The 15,935-nt window shown below is 70.6% G+C and carries 15 protein-coding genes; 5 read left to right on the top strand and 10 right to left on the bottom strand.

The window, feature by feature from the left end; genetic code table 11:
* Positions 1-119 precede the first annotated feature (119 nt).
* From AC07EQ_RS09495 to AC07EQ_RS09470, 6 genes are read right to left on the bottom strand one after another with little or no spacing between them, the layout of a single operon-like run.
* Positions 120-929, bottom strand: a complete 810-nt coding sequence (locus AC07EQ_RS09495; protein ID WP_478387555.1) for an ABC transporter ATP-binding protein — start codon at positions 927-929, stop codon at positions 120-122.
* The gene (locus AC07EQ_RS09490; RefSeq protein WP_478387554.1) at positions 926-1,714 is read right to left on the bottom strand and encodes an ABC transporter ATP-binding protein; all 789 of its coding nucleotides are present in this window, start codon (positions 1,712-1,714) and stop codon (positions 926-928) included. Before AC07EQ_RS09490 ends, AC07EQ_RS09495 begins: the two co-directional genes overlap by 4 nt.
* Entirely contained in the window at positions 1,711-2,574 is an 864-nt protein-coding gene (locus tag AC07EQ_RS09485; RefSeq protein ID WP_478387553.1) for an ABC transporter permease, read from the bottom strand. The genes AC07EQ_RS09490 and AC07EQ_RS09485 overlap by 4 nt, the downstream gene beginning before the upstream one ends.
* A complete protein-coding gene (locus AC07EQ_RS09480) occupies positions 2,571-3,545 on the bottom strand; it encodes an ABC transporter permease (RefSeq protein WP_478387552.1) in 975 nt (324 codons plus the stop codon). Before AC07EQ_RS09480 ends, AC07EQ_RS09485 begins: the two co-directional genes overlap by 4 nt.
* Positions 3,542-5,137, bottom strand: a complete 1,596-nt coding sequence (locus AC07EQ_RS09475) for an ABC transporter substrate-binding protein (RefSeq protein ID WP_478387551.1) — start codon at positions 5,135-5,137, stop codon at positions 3,542-3,544. The genes AC07EQ_RS09480 and AC07EQ_RS09475 overlap by 4 nt, the downstream gene beginning before the upstream one ends.
* On the bottom strand, positions 5,137-6,267 hold the full coding sequence (locus AC07EQ_RS09470) for a C45 family autoproteolytic acyltransferase/hydolase (protein ID WP_478387550.1): 1,131 nt from the start codon (positions 6,265-6,267) through the stop codon (positions 5,137-5,139). The genes AC07EQ_RS09475 and AC07EQ_RS09470 overlap by 1 nt, the downstream gene beginning before the upstream one ends.
* 79 nt (positions 6,268-6,346) lie before the next feature.
* Here AC07EQ_RS09470 and AC07EQ_RS09465 point away from each other — a divergent pair, with 79 nt between their 5' ends.
* Entirely contained in the window at positions 6,347-7,249 is a 903-nt protein-coding gene (locus tag AC07EQ_RS09465; protein WP_478387549.1) for a MurR/RpiR family transcriptional regulator, read from the top strand.
* A 112-nt stretch (positions 7,250-7,361) separates the two neighbouring features.
* Here the strand turns inward: AC07EQ_RS09465 and AC07EQ_RS09460 are convergent, their stop codons facing one another.
* On the bottom strand, positions 7,362-8,636 hold the full coding sequence (locus AC07EQ_RS09460) for an MFS transporter (protein ID WP_478387548.1): 1,275 nt from the start codon (positions 8,634-8,636) through the stop codon (positions 7,362-7,364).
* A gap of 105 nt (positions 8,637-8,741) precedes the next feature.
* Positions 8,742-10,121, bottom strand: coding sequence for a M20 family metallopeptidase (locus AC07EQ_RS09455; RefSeq protein WP_478387547.1), 1,380 nt, complete (start codon positions 10,119-10,121; stop codon positions 8,742-8,744).
* 170 nt (positions 10,122-10,291) lie between these two features.
* Between AC07EQ_RS09455 and AC07EQ_RS09450 the strand changes: the two genes are divergently transcribed.
* On the top strand, positions 10,292-11,440 hold the full coding sequence (locus tag AC07EQ_RS09450) for an FAD-dependent monooxygenase (protein WP_478387546.1): 1,149 nt from the start codon (positions 10,292-10,294) through the stop codon (positions 11,438-11,440).
* Between the two features lie 93 nt (positions 11,441-11,533).
* Here the strand turns inward: AC07EQ_RS09450 and AC07EQ_RS09445 are convergent, their stop codons facing one another.
* A complete protein-coding gene (locus AC07EQ_RS09445; RefSeq protein ID WP_478387545.1) occupies positions 11,534-11,956 on the bottom strand; it encodes an AMP-binding enzyme in 423 nt (140 codons plus the stop codon).
* A gap of 34 nt (positions 11,957-11,990) precedes the next feature.
* Positions 11,991-13,070 (bottom strand): RNA-guided endonuclease InsQ/TnpB family protein, encoded by a 1,080-nt coding sequence (locus tag AC07EQ_RS09440; protein ID WP_478387544.1) that lies wholly within the window; start codon positions 13,068-13,070, stop codon positions 11,991-11,993.
* A 35-nt stretch (positions 13,071-13,105) separates the two neighbouring features.
* On the opposite strand from AC07EQ_RS09440, the gene AC07EQ_RS09435 reads away from it, so the two are divergent.
* From AC07EQ_RS09435 to AC07EQ_RS09425, 3 genes are all read left to right on the top strand, one after another.
* Positions 13,106-13,468, top strand: coding sequence for a LysR substrate-binding domain-containing protein (locus tag AC07EQ_RS09435; RefSeq protein WP_478387543.1), 363 nt, complete (start codon positions 13,106-13,108; stop codon positions 13,466-13,468).
* A gap of 242 nt (positions 13,469-13,710) precedes the next feature.
* Positions 13,711-14,976, top strand: a complete 1,266-nt coding sequence (locus AC07EQ_RS09430; protein ID WP_478387542.1) for an MFS transporter — start codon at positions 13,711-13,713, stop codon at positions 14,974-14,976.
* Between the two features lie 4 nt (positions 14,977-14,980).
* Positions 14,981-15,934, top strand: coding sequence for a ribonucleotide-diphosphate reductase subunit beta (locus AC07EQ_RS09425; RefSeq protein ID WP_478387541.1), 954 nt, complete (start codon positions 14,981-14,983; stop codon positions 15,932-15,934).
* Position 15,935 lies beyond the last annotated feature (1 nt).

The raw sequence follows: 15,935 nt of genomic DNA, 5'->3' as shown, positions 1-15,935 counted from the left end.
TGAGCGTTCCGGGGCGTCATGGCACCCCGGAACGCTCACGGCATTTGATCTGCGGAATCGGCGACTCGCGGAGCACCGGCCATCCTTTATACCGGCCGGGACCGACAGCCGCCGCGAAATCAGCCAGCCAGCTCCGGGAGTTCGGCGCGGCGTGCGGCGATGGCCGCCGGGTTCCAGCCCGGCCTGGGCACCGAGTCCTTGAGCAGCTGCACGTACGGATGCTCCGGCGCGCGCAGGACATCGCGGGTGGTGCCGCTTTCCACGAGGCGGCCGCGCAGCAGCACGGCGATCGTGTCGGTGACCTCGTTGACGACGGCCAGGTCGTGGCTGATGAACAGCTGGGCCGTGCCGGTCTCGCGCCGCAGCTCGGCCAGCAGCCGCAGGATCTGCGCCTGCACCGAAACGTCCAGCGCGGACACCGCTTCGTCGAGGATCAGCAGCTTCGGCCGCACCGCGACGGCCCGCGCGATCGCCACGCGTTGTCGCTGGCCGCCGCTGAGTTCCCGCGGCAGCGCATGCCTTTTCGATGCGTCCAGGCCGACCTGGTCGAGCAGCTCGCCGACGCGGGCGTGCCGGGCGGCCCGGTCCGACCAGCCGTGCAGGCGGAGCACCGCGTCGAGGCAGCGGCCGATGGGGACGGCCGGGTCGAGCGAGAGGTACGGGTCCTGGAACACCAGCTGGATGGCCTTCGCCCTGGCCAGCCGAGCCCGGCGGGTGCGCGGGCGCGTGGCGACCGGCGCGCCGTCCAAGGTGATCTCGCCGCCGTCGGGTCGTTCCAGGCCGGCCAGGATGCGGGCGATCGTGCTCTTGCCGGAACCGGATTCGCCCACCAGGCCCAGCGATCCGCCATCGGGCACGGCCAGCGACACGTCGTCGACCGCGCGGGTCGGGCCGAACGACTTGCGCAGACCGGTCACTTCGAGCGTCATGCGTCGACTCCGTCCTCGTCCAGCACCGGGACGGCGGCGAGCAGTTCCGCGGCGTAGGCGGATTTGGGCGCGGCGAACAGCTCGCGCGCGCCCTGCTCCTCGACCACCTCGCCGGAGCGCAGGACCACCACGCGATCGCAGAACGCCGCCGCCAGCGGCAGGTCGTGGGTGATGAAGAGGATCCCGAGCCCCCGATCGGCGCGTGCCCGGCTCAGGATCCCGATGATCTCGGCCTGCGTGGTGACGTCCAGGGCGCTGGTCGCCTCGTCCGCGACCAGCAGCTCCGGCTCCGGTGCGAGGGCCGCGGCGATGACCAGCCGCTGCAGCATGCCGCCGGAGAACTCGTGGGGGTACCGCGCAAGCATGGCGCCGGGTTCCCGCAGCCCGCACTCGCGCATCAGGCCCACCACCCGGTCGCGGGCATCCTGCCCGGACCAGCCGAGATTCGTGCGCAGCTGCTCGGTCAGGAAGTGCCCGACGGGGCGCACCGGGTTGAAGGCCGCGCGCGGTTCCTGCTGCACCACGCCGACCTTGCGGGTCCGCAGCTCCCGCAGCTCCGCCGGGGACATGCCCAGCACGTCCCGGCCGTCCACTGTGATCTGTCCGGACACCGCGGCCGAGGCCGGCAGCGCGCCCGCGATGCTCATCGCGGCGGTGGACTTGCCGGAACCGGACTCGCCGACCAGCCCGACGACCTCGCCCGCCTCGACGCGCAGGTCGATGCCGCGCAGGATCGGCCTGCCGGGGAACCCGACGGTCAGATCCCGCAGTTCTGCCAGGCTCATGAGTGCTCCACCCTGCCGAGCCGGTCGGCGATCCGCACGCCGACGATGTTGAACGCCACCACCGCGATCGCGATCATCGCGCCGGGCACCAGCGTCGGGGCCATCGCGCCTTCGAGCATCGCGAACTGGCCCTCGGCGACCATCAGGCCCCAGTCCGACGACGGCGGCTGCGAGCCGAAGCCGAGGTAGCTCAGGCTCGCCAGCGCCATCAGCACGTCGCCGAAGAGCACCACCGCGTAGCCGAGCACGATCGGCATCACCCGGGGCAGCAGCCGGGTCAGGCAGATCGCCGCGCCGCCCATGCCCTGCACCCGGTACGCCTCGATGTACGGGCGCTGCCGCTCGGCCCGCGCGGCGCTGCGGGTGATCTTGGCGACCGCGGGGAAGTACGCCAGGCCCAGGGCCAGCACCGACGCGGCGACACCGGTGCCGAGCACCGCGATGGTCAGCACCGCGAACAGCAGGCCGGGGAAGGCGATCAGCGCATCGGTCGCGCGGGAGACCACCGCGTCCAGCCAGCCGCCGCGCCACGCCGCGACGACGCCCAGCACCGGGCCGAGGAGCAGCGCGATGGCCAGGACGCCCAGCGGTGCGATCAGGCTGGTGCGGGCGCCGTGCAGGATGCGGGACAGGATGTCGCGGCCGAGCTGGTCGGTGCCCAGCAGGTGCTCGAGGCCCGGCGGGGCGAGGATCGAGTCGAAATCGGTGGCCGTCGGGTCGTAGGGCGCGATCAGCGGCGCGGCCAGCGCGGCCAGCCCGAGGACCGCGAGAACGCTTGCGGCGCCCCAGAACAGCGGGCCGTTGCGCCGCCGCCCGGACGCGACCGCGGCGTCGGCGACGAGTGATCCGGACAGTGTCATGCCGCCGCTCCTGCCTGTCGTGGGACACCCGCGCGCCGGGCCCGCCGCAGCCGCGGGTCGGCGAGGTGCTGCACCAGTTCGGTCAGCCCGGTCGTCACCACGTACGCCAGCACCATGCACAGCAGGACCGCCTGCGTGACCGGGAAGTCCTTCGTGTTGATGGCGTTGACCAGCAGCGATCCCACGCCGCTGAGCCCGAACACGGACTCCACCACCACCGTTCCCGCCAGCAGGCTCGCGGTGATCATGCCCGCCATCGTGGCGATCGGGCCGACCGCGTTGCGCAGCACGTGCCTGCCGATCACCAGCCGCTCCGGGATGCCGCGGGTGCGGGCGACCCGGACGTGGTCCTGCACCAGGATGTCCACCATGGACTGCCGGGTGACCCGGGTGATGGTCGCCAGCGACACCACCGCCAGGGAAACGGCGGGCAGCGTCAGGTGGTGCAGCCTGCCGAGGACGCCCTCGCCGGCGCCGGTCACCGGGAACCAGGCCAGCCCGACGCCGAACGCGGCGATCAGCCCGACGGCCGCGACGAACGGCGGGATCCCGGCCAGCATGGCCGTCGCGGCCGACACCACCGAGTCCAGCGGCCCGCGGCGCACCGCCGACAGCGAGCCGAGCAGCACGCCGATCGCGATGGTCAGCACCGCCGCGTACAGCGCCAGCCACACCGTGGTCTCCAGCCGGGTGGCGATCAGGAAGCCGACGTCCTGCCCGTAGACGAACGACCGGCCGAGGTCGCCGCGCACCACGCCGCCGAGCCACAGCACGTACTGCACCAGGAACGGCTGGTCCAGGTGGTACTCCGCGCGGATCGCGGCCAGCGTCTCCTCGCCGGCGTTCTCCGCGCCGCCGGCCAGCACCGTCGCCGGGTCACCGGGCGCCAGGTACATCGCGGCGAAGATCAGGAACGACGCGACCAGCAGCGTGATCACCACCTGGCCGAGCCAACGCAACAGCGCGATCAAGACCGCCTCCCGAGATCGGCCGCCCACGGATAGGTCAGGTAGGCGCTGGAGACCGGCGCGCCGGTGAGCCGGTTGCTCATCGCCAGCGTCGTCGGGGCCATCACCAGTGGGATGGACAGCATGTGCCCGAGGTACTCGTCCTGCAGCCGGATGACCTGCCGGGCGCGTTGCAGGTCGTCGTAGGTGGCCGCGGCCGAGGCGAAGGTGCTCTCGTACTGCTCGTCGCGGAAGCCGAGGTAGTTGTTGACGCTGTCGGGCAGCACGTTGTCGTACATGCCCAGCCCGTCGGGCTTGGACAGGTACCAGTCGTTGACGATCAGATCGACGCCCGCCCGCGCCTCCGGCGACGCGAACAGCTCCGAGAACTGGGCGGGCGGCACGGTGCGGATCTCCACCGGCAGCCCCAGCTTCAGCCCGGCGTCGCGGACACCGTTGGCCAGCACGTTGCCCACCGCGGTGCCGTCGTTGGCCACCACGATCGGCTCCGCAGGCGGCCCCGCCTCCCGCACGAGCTCGCGGGCGCGCGCCAGGTCCTGCTCGCCGGGGCGGACCGGGACGTCGCGGATCTGCTGGTAGGCCTGCTCGAACAGCTCCTTCCCGGTGCCGAACGTGCCCGCGCCGACCGGCAGCTTCCACGGCTCGGCGGCGCCGCGGAACGCCGCCTCGGCCATGCCCTGGCGGTCCAGCGACAGCGACAGCGCGGTGCGCAGCCGGACGTCCGCCATCGGCCCGCGGCCGGTCGGGATGAGCTGCCACGCCGACGTGGTGAGTCCGAAGTGGAGGGACAGCTCCGGGCTGGTGCTCAGCGCCGGTGCCATGCTCGGGTCGTCGAGGTAGGCGCCGTCGGCGGCGCCGGTGCGCAGGCTGTTGACGGCCGCCCACTCGTCGCCCCAGACGAACCGGATGCTCTCGGTCAGCGGCCGGAGCTCGGGGTGCCAGTAGTCCGGGAACCGCTTGATCGTCAGGCCCGCCCCGGCGTCCCAGCGGTCCAGGTAGTACGGGCCGCTGCACGCGTCGGGCCGGCCCGGGCTGCCGAAGTCCTGACCGAGCCGGTTCACCACGTCGGCGTTGAGGACGATCCCGGCGTCGCCGGCCATCCGGTACTTGAACTGCGCGTCCGGTTCTTCCAGCCGCACGGTCACTTCCATCGGGCCGGTGACGTCGATGGACTCGACGTCGCCGAACTCGTCGGACTCGTCGTTGCCGTCTTCGGCGTGCCGCCGCAGGCTGAACGCGACGTCCTCGGCGGTGACCGTGCTGCCGTCGTGGAACCGGACCCCGTCGCGGACCCGGTAGACGAACGTCGCCGGGTCCGGCATCGCCGGTTCCTCGACCAGCCACGGGCGGACGGTGAGGTCCGGTTGCAGCTGGTAGAGGCGGTCGCAGAGGTTGGCCACCACGGTGTCCTCGGTGGTGGAGCCGTGGTAGTCGGTGTCGAGGGTGAGCGGCTCGGCGTCCAGGAACCAGGTGATGTCGCCGGCCGGCGCGACCGCCGGCGGCGTGTTCGGCACCAGCCGGACCGCGCCGAGCTGCGCCGAACTTCCGCAGCCGGCCAGCAGCCCGACGGAGAGCAGGGCGAGGCATCTTCGCATCAGCCGTCACCGCCCGGTCCGTCGTAGAGGTTCCACGGCAGCAGCTGGTACTCCTCGGTGCACGGGTTGCCCGCCGCCACGTAGTACTCGCCCGCGGTGAGGTCGATGCAGTTGTGCAGCACGGTCGACCACTGGCGGATCTCGTCGGTGCGCTCGTCGGGATGGGTGCACACCGATTCCGGGTAGCCGAAGTGATCGGAGAAGGCGTCCTTGATGGCCTTGCGCACGGCATCGCCGCCGGACGCGGTGCGCGCCTGGCGCAGCCCGGTGCGGATGCGGGGCACGCGGAACAGGGAGTCCACCGGCCGGGGCCGGTAGTCGGCGGCCAGCTGCGGCGGGATGAATGCCTGGTAGTGGTTGCCGTGCACCAGGACCCCGTCCTCGGGGTACATCCAGCCGTGCGCCTTGGGTGTCGTCTCGACGTCGATGGCGAAGTCGTCGCGGTGCGTCAGCAGCGCGTTGCTGGCGATCTGCTGGTCGGCCTTGCTGAGCACCTCCAGCGCCTCGTGCATGCTCGACGAGTCGAGCACCTTGCGGCGGATGAGGGTCTGCGGGACGCCGCGGGTGGCGCCGAAGTTCCCGCCCAGACCGTTGGCGTTGAGCGCGAGGCCGGCGGAGTTGGCGCCCTGGCGGCCGACCTGCCCGGCCTCCAGGTGCATCACCACGGTCGGCTTCGGCGGCTGCACGATGCGGGCCACCACGATGGTGTCCTTGATGCCGTGCCGCCAGTCCCAGTTCTGTCCACAATAGACGTGGCCGTCGCCGCTGGCCTCGGACAGCAGCGCGAACGACGAGCAGCCGTCGGCTTCCTCGTCGGTGGCGGGCAGGCTGTCCCGGATGAGCTCGCCGCGCGCGTTGAGCGCCAGGACGTCGGTGAAGCCGACCCCGGCGCCTTCGGCGATGCCGGTCATCTCCTCGACCAGGTCGGGGGCGAATCGTTCGCAGCCGGGGCGGAGCTCGTCGACGCGGGCGGTGACCTGCTGCCAGGTCAGGCCGGTCGACTTGCCGAACGCGTCGGAGTAGTAGGCGAGGGCGCGGTCGATCTGGGCCCGGGCGAACTCGCCGTACTGGCGGCCCCGTTCCCGTGCGGTGCCGCGGAGTTCCACGGTGGGAAGTGTCAAGTTGTTCATCCGGTCTCTCACCAAGCGCTGTAGTATTCGCTACAGGAAACATGTGACGGGCGTGACTGCTACAAGAAATGTAGTGAGGATGACGGATAAGTCAAGACTTGAAGCGAACACTTCAGGAGAGGTAGCGGCCGAAGACCTCCGCGCGAGGGTGCAGGAGCGCCTCGACGGGTTGTCCCGCGCGGAGCAGAAGGTGGCGCGCTACCTGCTGAACATGCCGCAGGAGCAACTGGTCTTCGCCACCGCCGAAGAACTGGGCCAGCACACCGGCACCAGCGACGCGACGGTGGTCCGCACCGCGCGCAAGCTCGGCTACAGCGGGCTGCCGGAGCTCAAGCGCGAAGCCGGGCGAGCGCTGGTGACCACGGTGGCGCCGGCGACCCGGCTGGAGCAGCGGCTGGCCAGCATCGGCCCGGACCTGGAGCGGGCGATGGCCACGGTGTTCACCGAGGCCCGCGACGAGCTGGAGAACACCCTGGCTGCGCTGAAGCTCGAAGACGTGCGGACGGCGGTGAGCCTGCTGTCCCACGCGCGCGAGGTGATGGCGTTCGGGGTCGGCGGCTCGGAACTCGGCGCGCGGCACCTGGCGCTGCGGCTGAACCGGCTCGGGCGGCGGGCCCGGTTCGTCGGCAGCACCGGCTTCCGGCTGGCCGACGACCTGCTGCCGCTGGGCCGCGACGACGTCGTCGTGATCTACCTGCCGGGGCGCGCCCTGCCGGAGCTGGAGGTGCTGCTCGACCACGCCCAGGTGGTCGGCGCGCGCCGGATCCTGATCTCGGAACGCCGCCTGGCCAAGCAGTTCGCCCCGCAACTGGACGTGGCGCTCTACGCGGCGGGCGGAGCGGGCCGGGTCGCGGCCGAATCGACCTCGGCGCTGACCCTGACGGACCTCCTCGTCCACGGGGTGGCGACCCTCCACGAAACCCAAGCCGTGGAAACCCGGAACACCCTGACAACCCTCCGAGAACGCCTCCTGCGCAAATGACCTCGCGAGCGGCCGCTCCAGCAGCTCAGGCTGCGGGTCCGGGGCCGTGCGCACTTTGTGCTGCTATAGCAACACAAAGTACGCACGGCTCGACGGCCACACGCAACGCGCGTCAGCGGAGGCCGAGGCGGCGGCGGATCACCAGCAGGCTGAGGAGGCTCGCCGCTGCCGCGAACATCAGGTAGAAGCTCGGGGCCAGGCTGGTGCCGGTGAGGCCGATCAGCCACGTGCTGATGAACGGCGTGAACCCGCCGAACACGCTCACCCCGATGTTGTAGCCGATCGACATGCCGGTCGCCCGGGTCTCGGTGGGGAACAGCTCGGACATCAGCGCCGGCAGCGCCCCGAAGTAGCAGGCCTTCAGCAGCCCGATCAGCAGCATCATGCCGACCATCACGCCGAATCCGGGGAACGCCACCAGCGTCGCGAAGATCGGGTAGATCAGCAGCAGGATCAGCGCGGCGAACACGCCCATCAGCTTCACCCGGCCGATCTTGTCCGACAGGTGCCCGGCCAGCGGCGTCACCACGGTCAGCACGACGCCGGTGACCAGGGTGGCCGCGAAGCTGGTCGACGCGGGCAGGCCTAGCTGCTTGATCGCGTAGGTCGGCATGTAGGTGATCGTGTAGTTGAGCACCGTGGAGACCAGCAGCGCGCCGACGACCAGCAGGATCCGGACCTTCTGGGTGCGCAGCACGGTGCGCACCGGCGAATGCGGTTCGGCGGTCCGCGTAGCGGTGAACTCCGGCGCCTCGTCGACGAACCGCCGGATGTAGTAGCCCACCGGGCCGACCAGCAGGCCGACCGCGAACGGGATCCGCCAGCCCCACGACTCCAGCTGCTCCGGGCTCAGCGTGGCGGTCAGCAGCACGCCCATCCCGGCCGACACCAGCGTGCTCAGGCCCTGGCTGGCGAACTGCCAGCTGGCCACGAACCCGCGCCGGCCCGGCATATGCTCGACCATGAAGGCGGTGGCGCTGCCGAACTCGCCGCCCGCCGAGAAGCCCTGGATCAGCCGGGCCAGCAGGATGCCGATCGGCGCGACCAGGCCGACCGTCTCGTACGAGGGCATCAGGCAGATGATCGCGGTGCCCAGCACCATCAGCCGGATCGACAGCGTCAGCGATGCCTTGCGCCCGGCGCGGTCGGCGTAGGCGCCGAGCACCACCGCGCCGATCGGCCGGATCAGGAACGAGACGCCGAAGGTGCCCAGCGTCAGCAGCAGCGACACCGTCTCGTCCTGCGCCGGGAAGAACACCTTCGACAGGACCGTCGCGAAGATCGCGTAGACCGCGATGTCGTACCACTCGAGCGCGTTGCCGATCGAGGCGGCCGCGATCACCCGGAACGGTTTGTGCGGCGTCGCCGCCGCGGTGGAAGTGGCCATCACGGTCTCCAGGTCTTCAGGCAGGAGCGCGATTTCGCGCGAAATCAGCGGTATCCGTGCGGGGCGGTGGGCGATTTCGCGCGAAATCGCCACGAGCCGAGCGGGTCAGCGGTCGAGCCCGCCGAGGTCCCAGAACAGGCCGGCCATGATCGCCAGCGCCTCGCGTGCGACGGTGCCCAGCAGGTGCTCGTTCGGGGCGTGCTGGGCGCAGGCGGGATAGGAGTGCGGGACCCAGATCGTGGGGAGCCCGAGCACGTCGGCGAAGGCGTCGTTGGGCAGGGTGCCGCCCAGGTTCGGCAACAGCGCCGGTTTGGCGTCGGTGGTGCGCCGCAGCGACTCCAGCGCCCAGCGGACCCATTCGTCCGCCGGGTCCAGCCGGGTGGCGGCGACGCTGCTGGTGACCTCGACGTCGATCATCGAGAAGCCGTGGTCGTCGAGGTGGGCGCGCACGATCCGCTCGACGTCCTGCCAGTCGGTGCCGACGACGAACCGGAGCTGGCAGTGCGCCTCGGCGCTGCCGGGGATGGCGTTGACCGGCGCCTGCGGGGTGCCCGCGGTGAACGCCAGCACCTCCAGGGTGTTCCAGCCGAAGACGCGTTCGCTCGGCGTCAGCCCCGGCTCGCCCCAGTCGGCGTCGATCTCGGGGGAGCCCGGGCCGCCGTCTACGGTGATGTCGGCCAGTGCGGCCCGCACCGATTCCGGGATCGGCGCGGGCCGCAGGCCCTCCACCCGCACGGCCCCCCGGGGGTCGATCATGCTGGCCAGCGCGTTGGCCAGGATGCTGGCGGGGTTGCTCAGCAGGCCGCCCCAGTTGCCGGAGTGGTAGGCGCTGTCGCGCAGGTTCACGCGCAGCGAGAAGTTGACGGCGCCGCGCGAACCGAGGAACAGCGTCGGACGCTGCGCCGAGAGCCGGCAGCCGTCCGAGGCGATGAGCAGGTCGGCGGCGAGATCGTCGGCGAGGTCCGCGCAGACCTCGCTCAGACCCGGCGATCCGGTCTCCTCGCCCATGTCGAGCAGGATCTTGAGGTTGAAGCCGAGCCTGCCGCCGCGGGCTTCGAGCACCTGCTCCAGCGCGGCGAGGTTGATGGTGTGCTGGCCCTTGTTGTCCGCGGTGCCGCGGCCGTACCAGCGGTCGCCCTCGACGGTGATCCGCCACGGGTCCAGCCCGTCGCGCCACTGCGCGTCGTGCCCCAGCACGACGTCGCCGTGACCGTAGGTGAGCAGCGTGGGCAGGGCGTCGTCCTCGTGCCGGTGGGCGATCAGGAACGGTCCGCCGCCGGGCACCGGGTTGTCGACGATGCGCACGGTGCAGCCGAGCCGTTCGACGGCGGGCGTGATCTCCTCGGCGAGGTACTGCCGCAGCACGTCGGCGCGCTGCGGGTCCTGGCTCTCGGTGCGGAAGGCGACCCGGCGCGCGAGGTCCGTGCGGAACGCGCCGGAGTCGTAGTACTGCGTCGCCCGCTCGACCGCCACTTCCCGGCTCACCGCGATGTCCTCCCCGAATTCACTTGCGCACCAAGGGTTTTCCGTGCCGGATGCGCTATCTGGATTCGCAAACTCAACCACGCGGGACGCCGCATGACCAGCAGCGAAAAGACAAGGCAGCGTTGCCGGATCGGCAACGGCCGCGCGGGTGCGTGGCGTAGCGTGAGGTGGTGCGAAGCGCGACTGTGATCGGTGCGGGGATCGGCGGGCTGGCCGCGGCGGTCGGCCTGCACCGGATCGGCTGGCGGGTGGCGGTGGTCGAGCAGGCCGCCGAGATCGGCGCGATCGGGGCGGGGATCACGCTGTGGCCCAACGCATTGCGCGCGTTGGAGGCGCTCGGGTTCGGCGAGCGGGTCCGGGAGCTGGGGAAGCCGCAGGAGTCCGCCGGGATGCGCTCCAGCGACGGCCGGTGGCTGAGCCGGCTGGACGGCGCGGAGATCGAGCGGGAGCTCGGCAGGCCGATGCTCGGGGTGCACCGGGCCCAGCTGCACCGGATGCTGCTGGACGAGCTCCCGGCGGATTGCCTGCACACCGGCGTCCACGTGACCGCCGTCGGCCGGGACGGCGCGGTGCCGGGACTGGACCTGCCGCCCGCCGATCTCGTCGTCGGCGCCGACGGCATCAACAGCCAGGTCCGGGCGCGGTACTGGCCGGACGCGCCGCGCCCCCGCTACACCGGCTTCGCCGCGTGGCGCGCCATCTGCGAGCGCCGGGACCTGACCGAGATCGGGGTGAGCTGGGGGCGGGGCCGGGAGTTCGGCATCGTGCCGTTGGTGGACGGCCGGATGTACTGGTACGTCGCGATGCCCGCACCAGAAGGCGCCCGCAACCCCGACGAGCGCGCGTACCTCCGGGAGCAGTTCGCGTCCTGGCACCCGCCGATCCCGGAGCTGATCGACGGCACCCCGGCGGAAGCGGTGCTGCGCAACGACATCCGGCACCTGGGCGGCCGGCTTAAGTCGTACGCGAACGGGAGCGTGGTGCTGCTCGGCGACGCCGCGCACGCCATGACCCCGCACCTCGGCCAAGGCGGCTGCCAGGCGCTCGAAGACGCCGTCGTGCTGGTCGCCGCCTGCGCGCGGTTCGACGACGTGGCCGAGGCCCTGACGCACTACGACACCGAGCGCCGCCCCCGCACCCAGCAGATCGCGCGGGCCTCGTACTGGGCCGGGCGTTTCGGCCCGTTCCTGGCCCATCCGGTCGCGGTCGCGCTGCGCGACACCGCCGCGCGGCTCGCCCCGAGCAGCGCGGCGATCAAGACGTTCATGCGGGTCAGCGGCTGGACCCCGCCGCAGATCGAGGGGCTGCGCGCGGAGTAGGGACTGGGCGGGTCGATTCGGGAGGCCTTCGAAGAACCGAATGCGTGGTATCCCGTTGTGGCCCAACGCTTCGCGAGCGTTGGGCCGCAAACGTCAGGCGCCCTCCGCGAATGTCTGAGCCCGCTCCAGCAAGTCGCCCTTCTTGATCTTCCCGGTAGCCGTCATCGGCAGCTCCGGCACCAGCATGAAGCGCGGCACCTTGTACGAGGCCATGTTCTGCCGCGCCCATCCGGTCAACGCTTCCACCGCCAAACCGGCGCCCGGGACCGGCTGCACGAACGCCAGCGGCAGTTGGCCCTTGTCGCGGTGCGGCATCGGCACGACCGCCACCCCCAGCGCGTCCGGGTGGCGCGCCAGCAGCGCCTCGACCTCTGACGGGAAGACGCTCATGCGGTAGCGCTCCACGGCGCTGAGCACGGCGGTGGCGTCCCACCGGGCGAGAAGCACGACCGTGGCGCCGTGCACGAGCGGCACCAGGATTCCCATGTCCTCGCCAGCGATCCAGAAGATCGGCACTTGACTTCCTCCCTGGGGTAAGCCCCGGGGATTCCTACTGCGCCTGTCGGTGCGGGCTTCGCGCTGACAGGTCACCTCGGTGGGTTCCTGCTTCACAGCGCTCCGCCCCCGAGCTGGGTGGCCTTACGTGCGCTCCACAGGCTGTTACCGCCAGTCCAGCGGCCTGTGCGACGTTCACCGCCGCGTTGATGTCTCGATCCAGCCATACCCTGCACGCCCGGCACTGCCAGACGCGCACGCCCAGTGGCTTGGGCCCGTCCTTCACGCCACAGTTCGAACACACCTGGCTGGTGGGTTCGAACCGGCCGATCCGGACTAGCGTTCGCCCGTACAAGACGGCCTTGTATTCCAGCATCGCCACGAACGCTGACCACCCAGCGTCGTGGACAGACTTCGCCAGACGAGTTCGCGCCAGCCCGTTTACCGCCAAATCTTCCACTGCGATTGCTTGGTTCTCGCGAATCAGTCGTGTGGAGAGCTGGTGTTGGAACTCGCGGCGCGCGTCCGCTACCCGAGCATGGGCGTGGGCAAGACGACGTCTGGCTTTGTCCCTGTTCTTCGAACCTTGGTTCTTGCGAGACAGGGCTTGTTGTGCCCGCTTAAGCTTCTTCTCCGCCTTACGCAGGAACTTCGGCGCGGTGACCTTCGTGCCGTCCGAGAGCACCGCGAAGTGCTTCAGCCCGAGGTCGATCCCCACGTCCGGTGCGGCGTCGCGGATGGCGTCCGGATCGGTGTCGATCACGAATGATGCGAAGTATCGCCCGGCAGAGTCTTTGATCACGGTCACGCTCGATGGCTTCGTGGGAAGCTCGCGGGACCACTTGACCGATACGTCGCCGATCTTCGGCAACCTGAGTTTTCCTCCCGGAGTGATCGACCAGCGCGCGTTGGTGGTGAACCGGATCGACTGACGACGATCCCGGCGGGTCTTGAACCTCGGTGCTCCCATCCGGAGGCCAGCACGCTTACCGCTAATGGAGTCGAAGAAGTTCCTAAACGCCTGCTCAGCGTCCCGCAGGGCTTGCTGCAGTACGACGGCCGACACTTCACCGAGCCACGAGCGTTCCTGGGTCTTCTTGGCGTCCGTGATCAGCGTCTTGGACAGCTCAGCCACTTTCGGGAACGGCAGACCCGCAAGTGCGGTTGGCGATGCTCCGATCAGCGTGCTGCGCCATCGTCGGCGACTTCCCGCTGATGGAGGAGGGCACCACGCTGCGGCAGCTGTTCGACATCTGCTGCAGCATGGAGGGCCTGGAGTTCGACCCGGTCTTCGTCAGCAACCACACGATCGCCCTGCACAGCTTCGCGCGGCTCTCCGGCAGCGTGACCCTCACCGGGCGGCTGAGCGTGCGCCGCCGCCTCGACGCGGAGGGCCTGGTGGCGATCCCGCTGACGAACCCGGAGCTGCTGGAGCGCAACCTCCAGATCCAGACGATGGCCCAGCGTCGCCTCCCGGCCCCGGTCCGGCTCTTCGTCGACCACCTGATCGCCACCATCCGCGACGGCGGCTGACGGCCGGTCGTTCGCCGCGTTCCTCCTCGACGTTCGGGGGGAATGTGCCCGAAACCCTTGACACTGGGGGAAGATCGCTCCGACCCTGTTGATCGGTCGACGAATTTTAGAGCGAAGTTCTAGGGTTGCGGCTCGAGCCGAGCCGGATGTGGGGGTAGGCCGACAGCCGGTCGTGGAAGGGCGGAGCGATGGGGCTCTCGTACGTTCGTGAACTCTCGGAGTATCCGACCGGATCCCGCCGGATGCGCATCCTGTCCATGGCGGTGCTGGCCAGCCTCATCGGCTCCTACGAGGGGCAGATCGCCCCCGTGGTGCCGTTGCTGCTGGAAGACCTGCACATGAGCCTGATCACCTACGGCTCGGTGTCGGCCCTGGCGCTGATCGCCGGGGCGATCGCGGCGATGGTCGGCGGGCGGCTGACCGACCAGTTCGGCCGGGTGCGGGTGCTGGTCCCGCTGATGCTGCTGACCGCGCTGATGTGCTTCGCGATGACGCTCGTCAGCACGCCCGGCGAACTGCTCGTCGCCCGCGCGTTCCTGTCCATGCTCGACGGCGTGGTGATGGCCGCGACCGCGCCGCTGGTGCGGGACTTCTCGCCGCGGATGGGCCGGGCGCAGGCCTTCGGCTTCTGGACCTGGGGGCCGGTGGGCGCGAACTTCCTGGCCGCCGTGATCGCCGGTTTCACGCTGCCGCTGTTCGACAACTCGTGGCGCTCGCAGTTCGTCGTCATGGGTGCGATCTCGCTGGTGATCTCGCTGGTGATCGCGTTCAACATCGCCGACCTGTCGCCGCGGTTGCGGGCGCAGATCCAGCAGACCGAGCAGCGCGCGCTGGCCGCGGCCGACACCGACCGGCCGGTCCGGATGCGGGACCTGTTCGGCCACACCACGATGTGGGCGCACGTCGTCGGCATCTCGGTGTGGCTGGTGCTCTACCTGACGCTGTCGCTGTTCGGGCAGACGATGCTGGCGCAGAGCTTCGGGCTCAGCGCGGCCTCGGCATCGGCCGTGATGAGCGGGTTCTGGGTGCTCAACCTCGGCACGCTGATCGCCGTCGGCCGGCTCTCCGACCGGCTTCAGCTGCGCAAGCCGATCACCGCCGTGGGCACCGTCGTCGCGGTGGTGATGACCGGCTACCTGGTGGTGCTGATGGGCGGCGAGACGATCTCGATCGTGCAGCTGCTGATCACCGGGGCGCTGCTGGGCGCGGGCATGGGCGCCGCGTACGCGCCGTGGATGGCGAACTACTCGGAGAACACCGAGGACATCGATCCGCGGCTGCAGGGCAGCGCGTGGGGCGTGTTCTCGTTCCTGACCAGGGTGATGGCGGTGCTGGTGCTGTTCCTGATGCCGCGCGTCGTGGCCGCCACCAGCTGGTCTGCGTGGTTGTCGATCGCGCTGGTCTGCATGGTGCTGTTCCTGCCGGTGATGCTGCTGTTCCGCGGGCCGTGGCGGCGTTCGCCGGCCCGCGCGGACGTCGCGCCCGGCGTCGAGAAAGCCGAGAGGTGAGCAGATGACCGACCTTTCCCAGGACGCGGTGGACCGGGTCGACCTGGCCGGCCTCGGCCGCGTCGACATCGACGACGTGCTGGCCTACCTGCACCGCGACCTGAAACGACTACCCGGCTACCTGGACCTCTACCGCCGCTACCTGCGGCAGCGCTGGGACGTCTACGAGCTGGACTTCACCCGCGACGCGGTGGACTGGGCCGAGCGGATGACCGAGGTCGAGCGGGAGGCGTTCGTCGCGATCTCGTCGGGATTCCACCACGGCGAGCGGCAGGTCGAGGTGGAGCTGCCGGTGTTCATGCTGGGCGGCAGCGAGGAATCGAAGATCTACATGTCCAGCCAGATCGAGGACGAGGCCCGCCACACGGTGTTCTTCGACCGCTTCTACCGCGAGGTGGTCGGGCTGCCCGGCGAGTCGATCCAGGACGTGCTGGACGCGTCCTTCCACCACGTGGCCGAAACGTTCGTCGGACCGTTCGGGCTGCTCGCCTACCAGGCCGACGAGCTGCGCGCGGACCCGGAGAACCCGGCGCTGCGGGTGCGCTACGGCACAAACTACTTCCTGTGGATCGAGGGCGTGCTGGCGCTGTCGGTCATGAAGATCACCCTGACCTACTGCCGCAACAGGGGCTTCCTGCCCGGCTACTACGCGGGTTTCACCGCCACCTGCCGCGACGAGGCCCGCCACGTGCAGGCCGGGATGCGGTTCCTGCGCGACTCGGTGCGCGAGGATCCCCGCCTGCTGCTGGAGATCCACGAAACGCTGCGCACCATCCTGGCGATCAACGGCGCGACGAGCCGCCGGGTGGCGCTGGAGTCGCTGGGCTGGTCGCCGGAGGACGTGCGGCGGCTGATGATCCGCCAGCTGAACATGAAGCTCTCCGACGTCGGCATCGGCCTGGCGCCGGACATCGAGCGGATGATCGAGAGGATCGAGCCCGAACTGGCGGGAGGATGAG

It is taken from the genome of Saccharopolyspora sp. NPDC045839 (genome assembly GCF_056431645.1).
The sequence above is the reverse complement of the archived record's forward strand: the minus strand, read 5'-3'. Positions and strand labels throughout refer to the sequence as shown.

Excerpts from the sequence above, each read along its gene's own strand:
- AC07EQ_RS09495 (WP_478387555.1), bottom strand. The coding sequence starts at position 929 with ATGACGCTCGAAGTGACCGGTCTGCGCAAGTCGTTCGGCCCGACCCGC.
- AC07EQ_RS09490 (WP_478387554.1), bottom strand. The coding sequence starts at position 1,714 with ATGAGCCTGGCAGAACTGCGGGATCTGACCGTCGGGTTCCCCGGCAGG.
- AC07EQ_RS09485 (WP_478387553.1), bottom strand. The coding sequence starts at position 2,574 with ATGACACTGTCCGGATCACTCGTCGCCGACGCCGCGGTCGCGTCCGGG.
- AC07EQ_RS09475 (WP_478387551.1), bottom strand. The coding sequence starts at position 5,137 with ATGCGAAGATGCCTCGCCCTGCTCTCCGTCGGGCTGCTGGCCGGCTGC.
- AC07EQ_RS09470 (WP_478387550.1), bottom strand. The coding sequence starts at position 6,267 with ATGAACAACTTGACACTTCCCACCGTGGAACTCCGCGGCACCGCACGG.
- AC07EQ_RS09465 (WP_478387549.1), top strand. The coding sequence starts at position 6,347 with ATGACGGATAAGTCAAGACTTGAAGCGAACACTTCAGGAGAGGTAGCG.
- AC07EQ_RS09460 (WP_478387548.1), bottom strand. The coding sequence starts at position 8,636 with ATGGCCACTTCCACCGCGGCGGCGACGCCGCACAAACCGTTCCGGGTG.
- AC07EQ_RS09435 (WP_478387543.1), top strand. The coding sequence starts at position 13,106 with ATGCTCCGATCAGCGTGCTGCGCCATCGTCGGCGACTTCCCGCTGATG.
- AC07EQ_RS09430 (WP_478387542.1), top strand. The coding sequence starts at position 13,711 with ATGCGCATCCTGTCCATGGCGGTGCTGGCCAGCCTCATCGGCTCCTAC.
- AC07EQ_RS09425 (WP_478387541.1), top strand. The coding sequence starts at position 14,981 with ATGACCGACCTTTCCCAGGACGCGGTGGACCGGGTCGACCTGGCCGGC.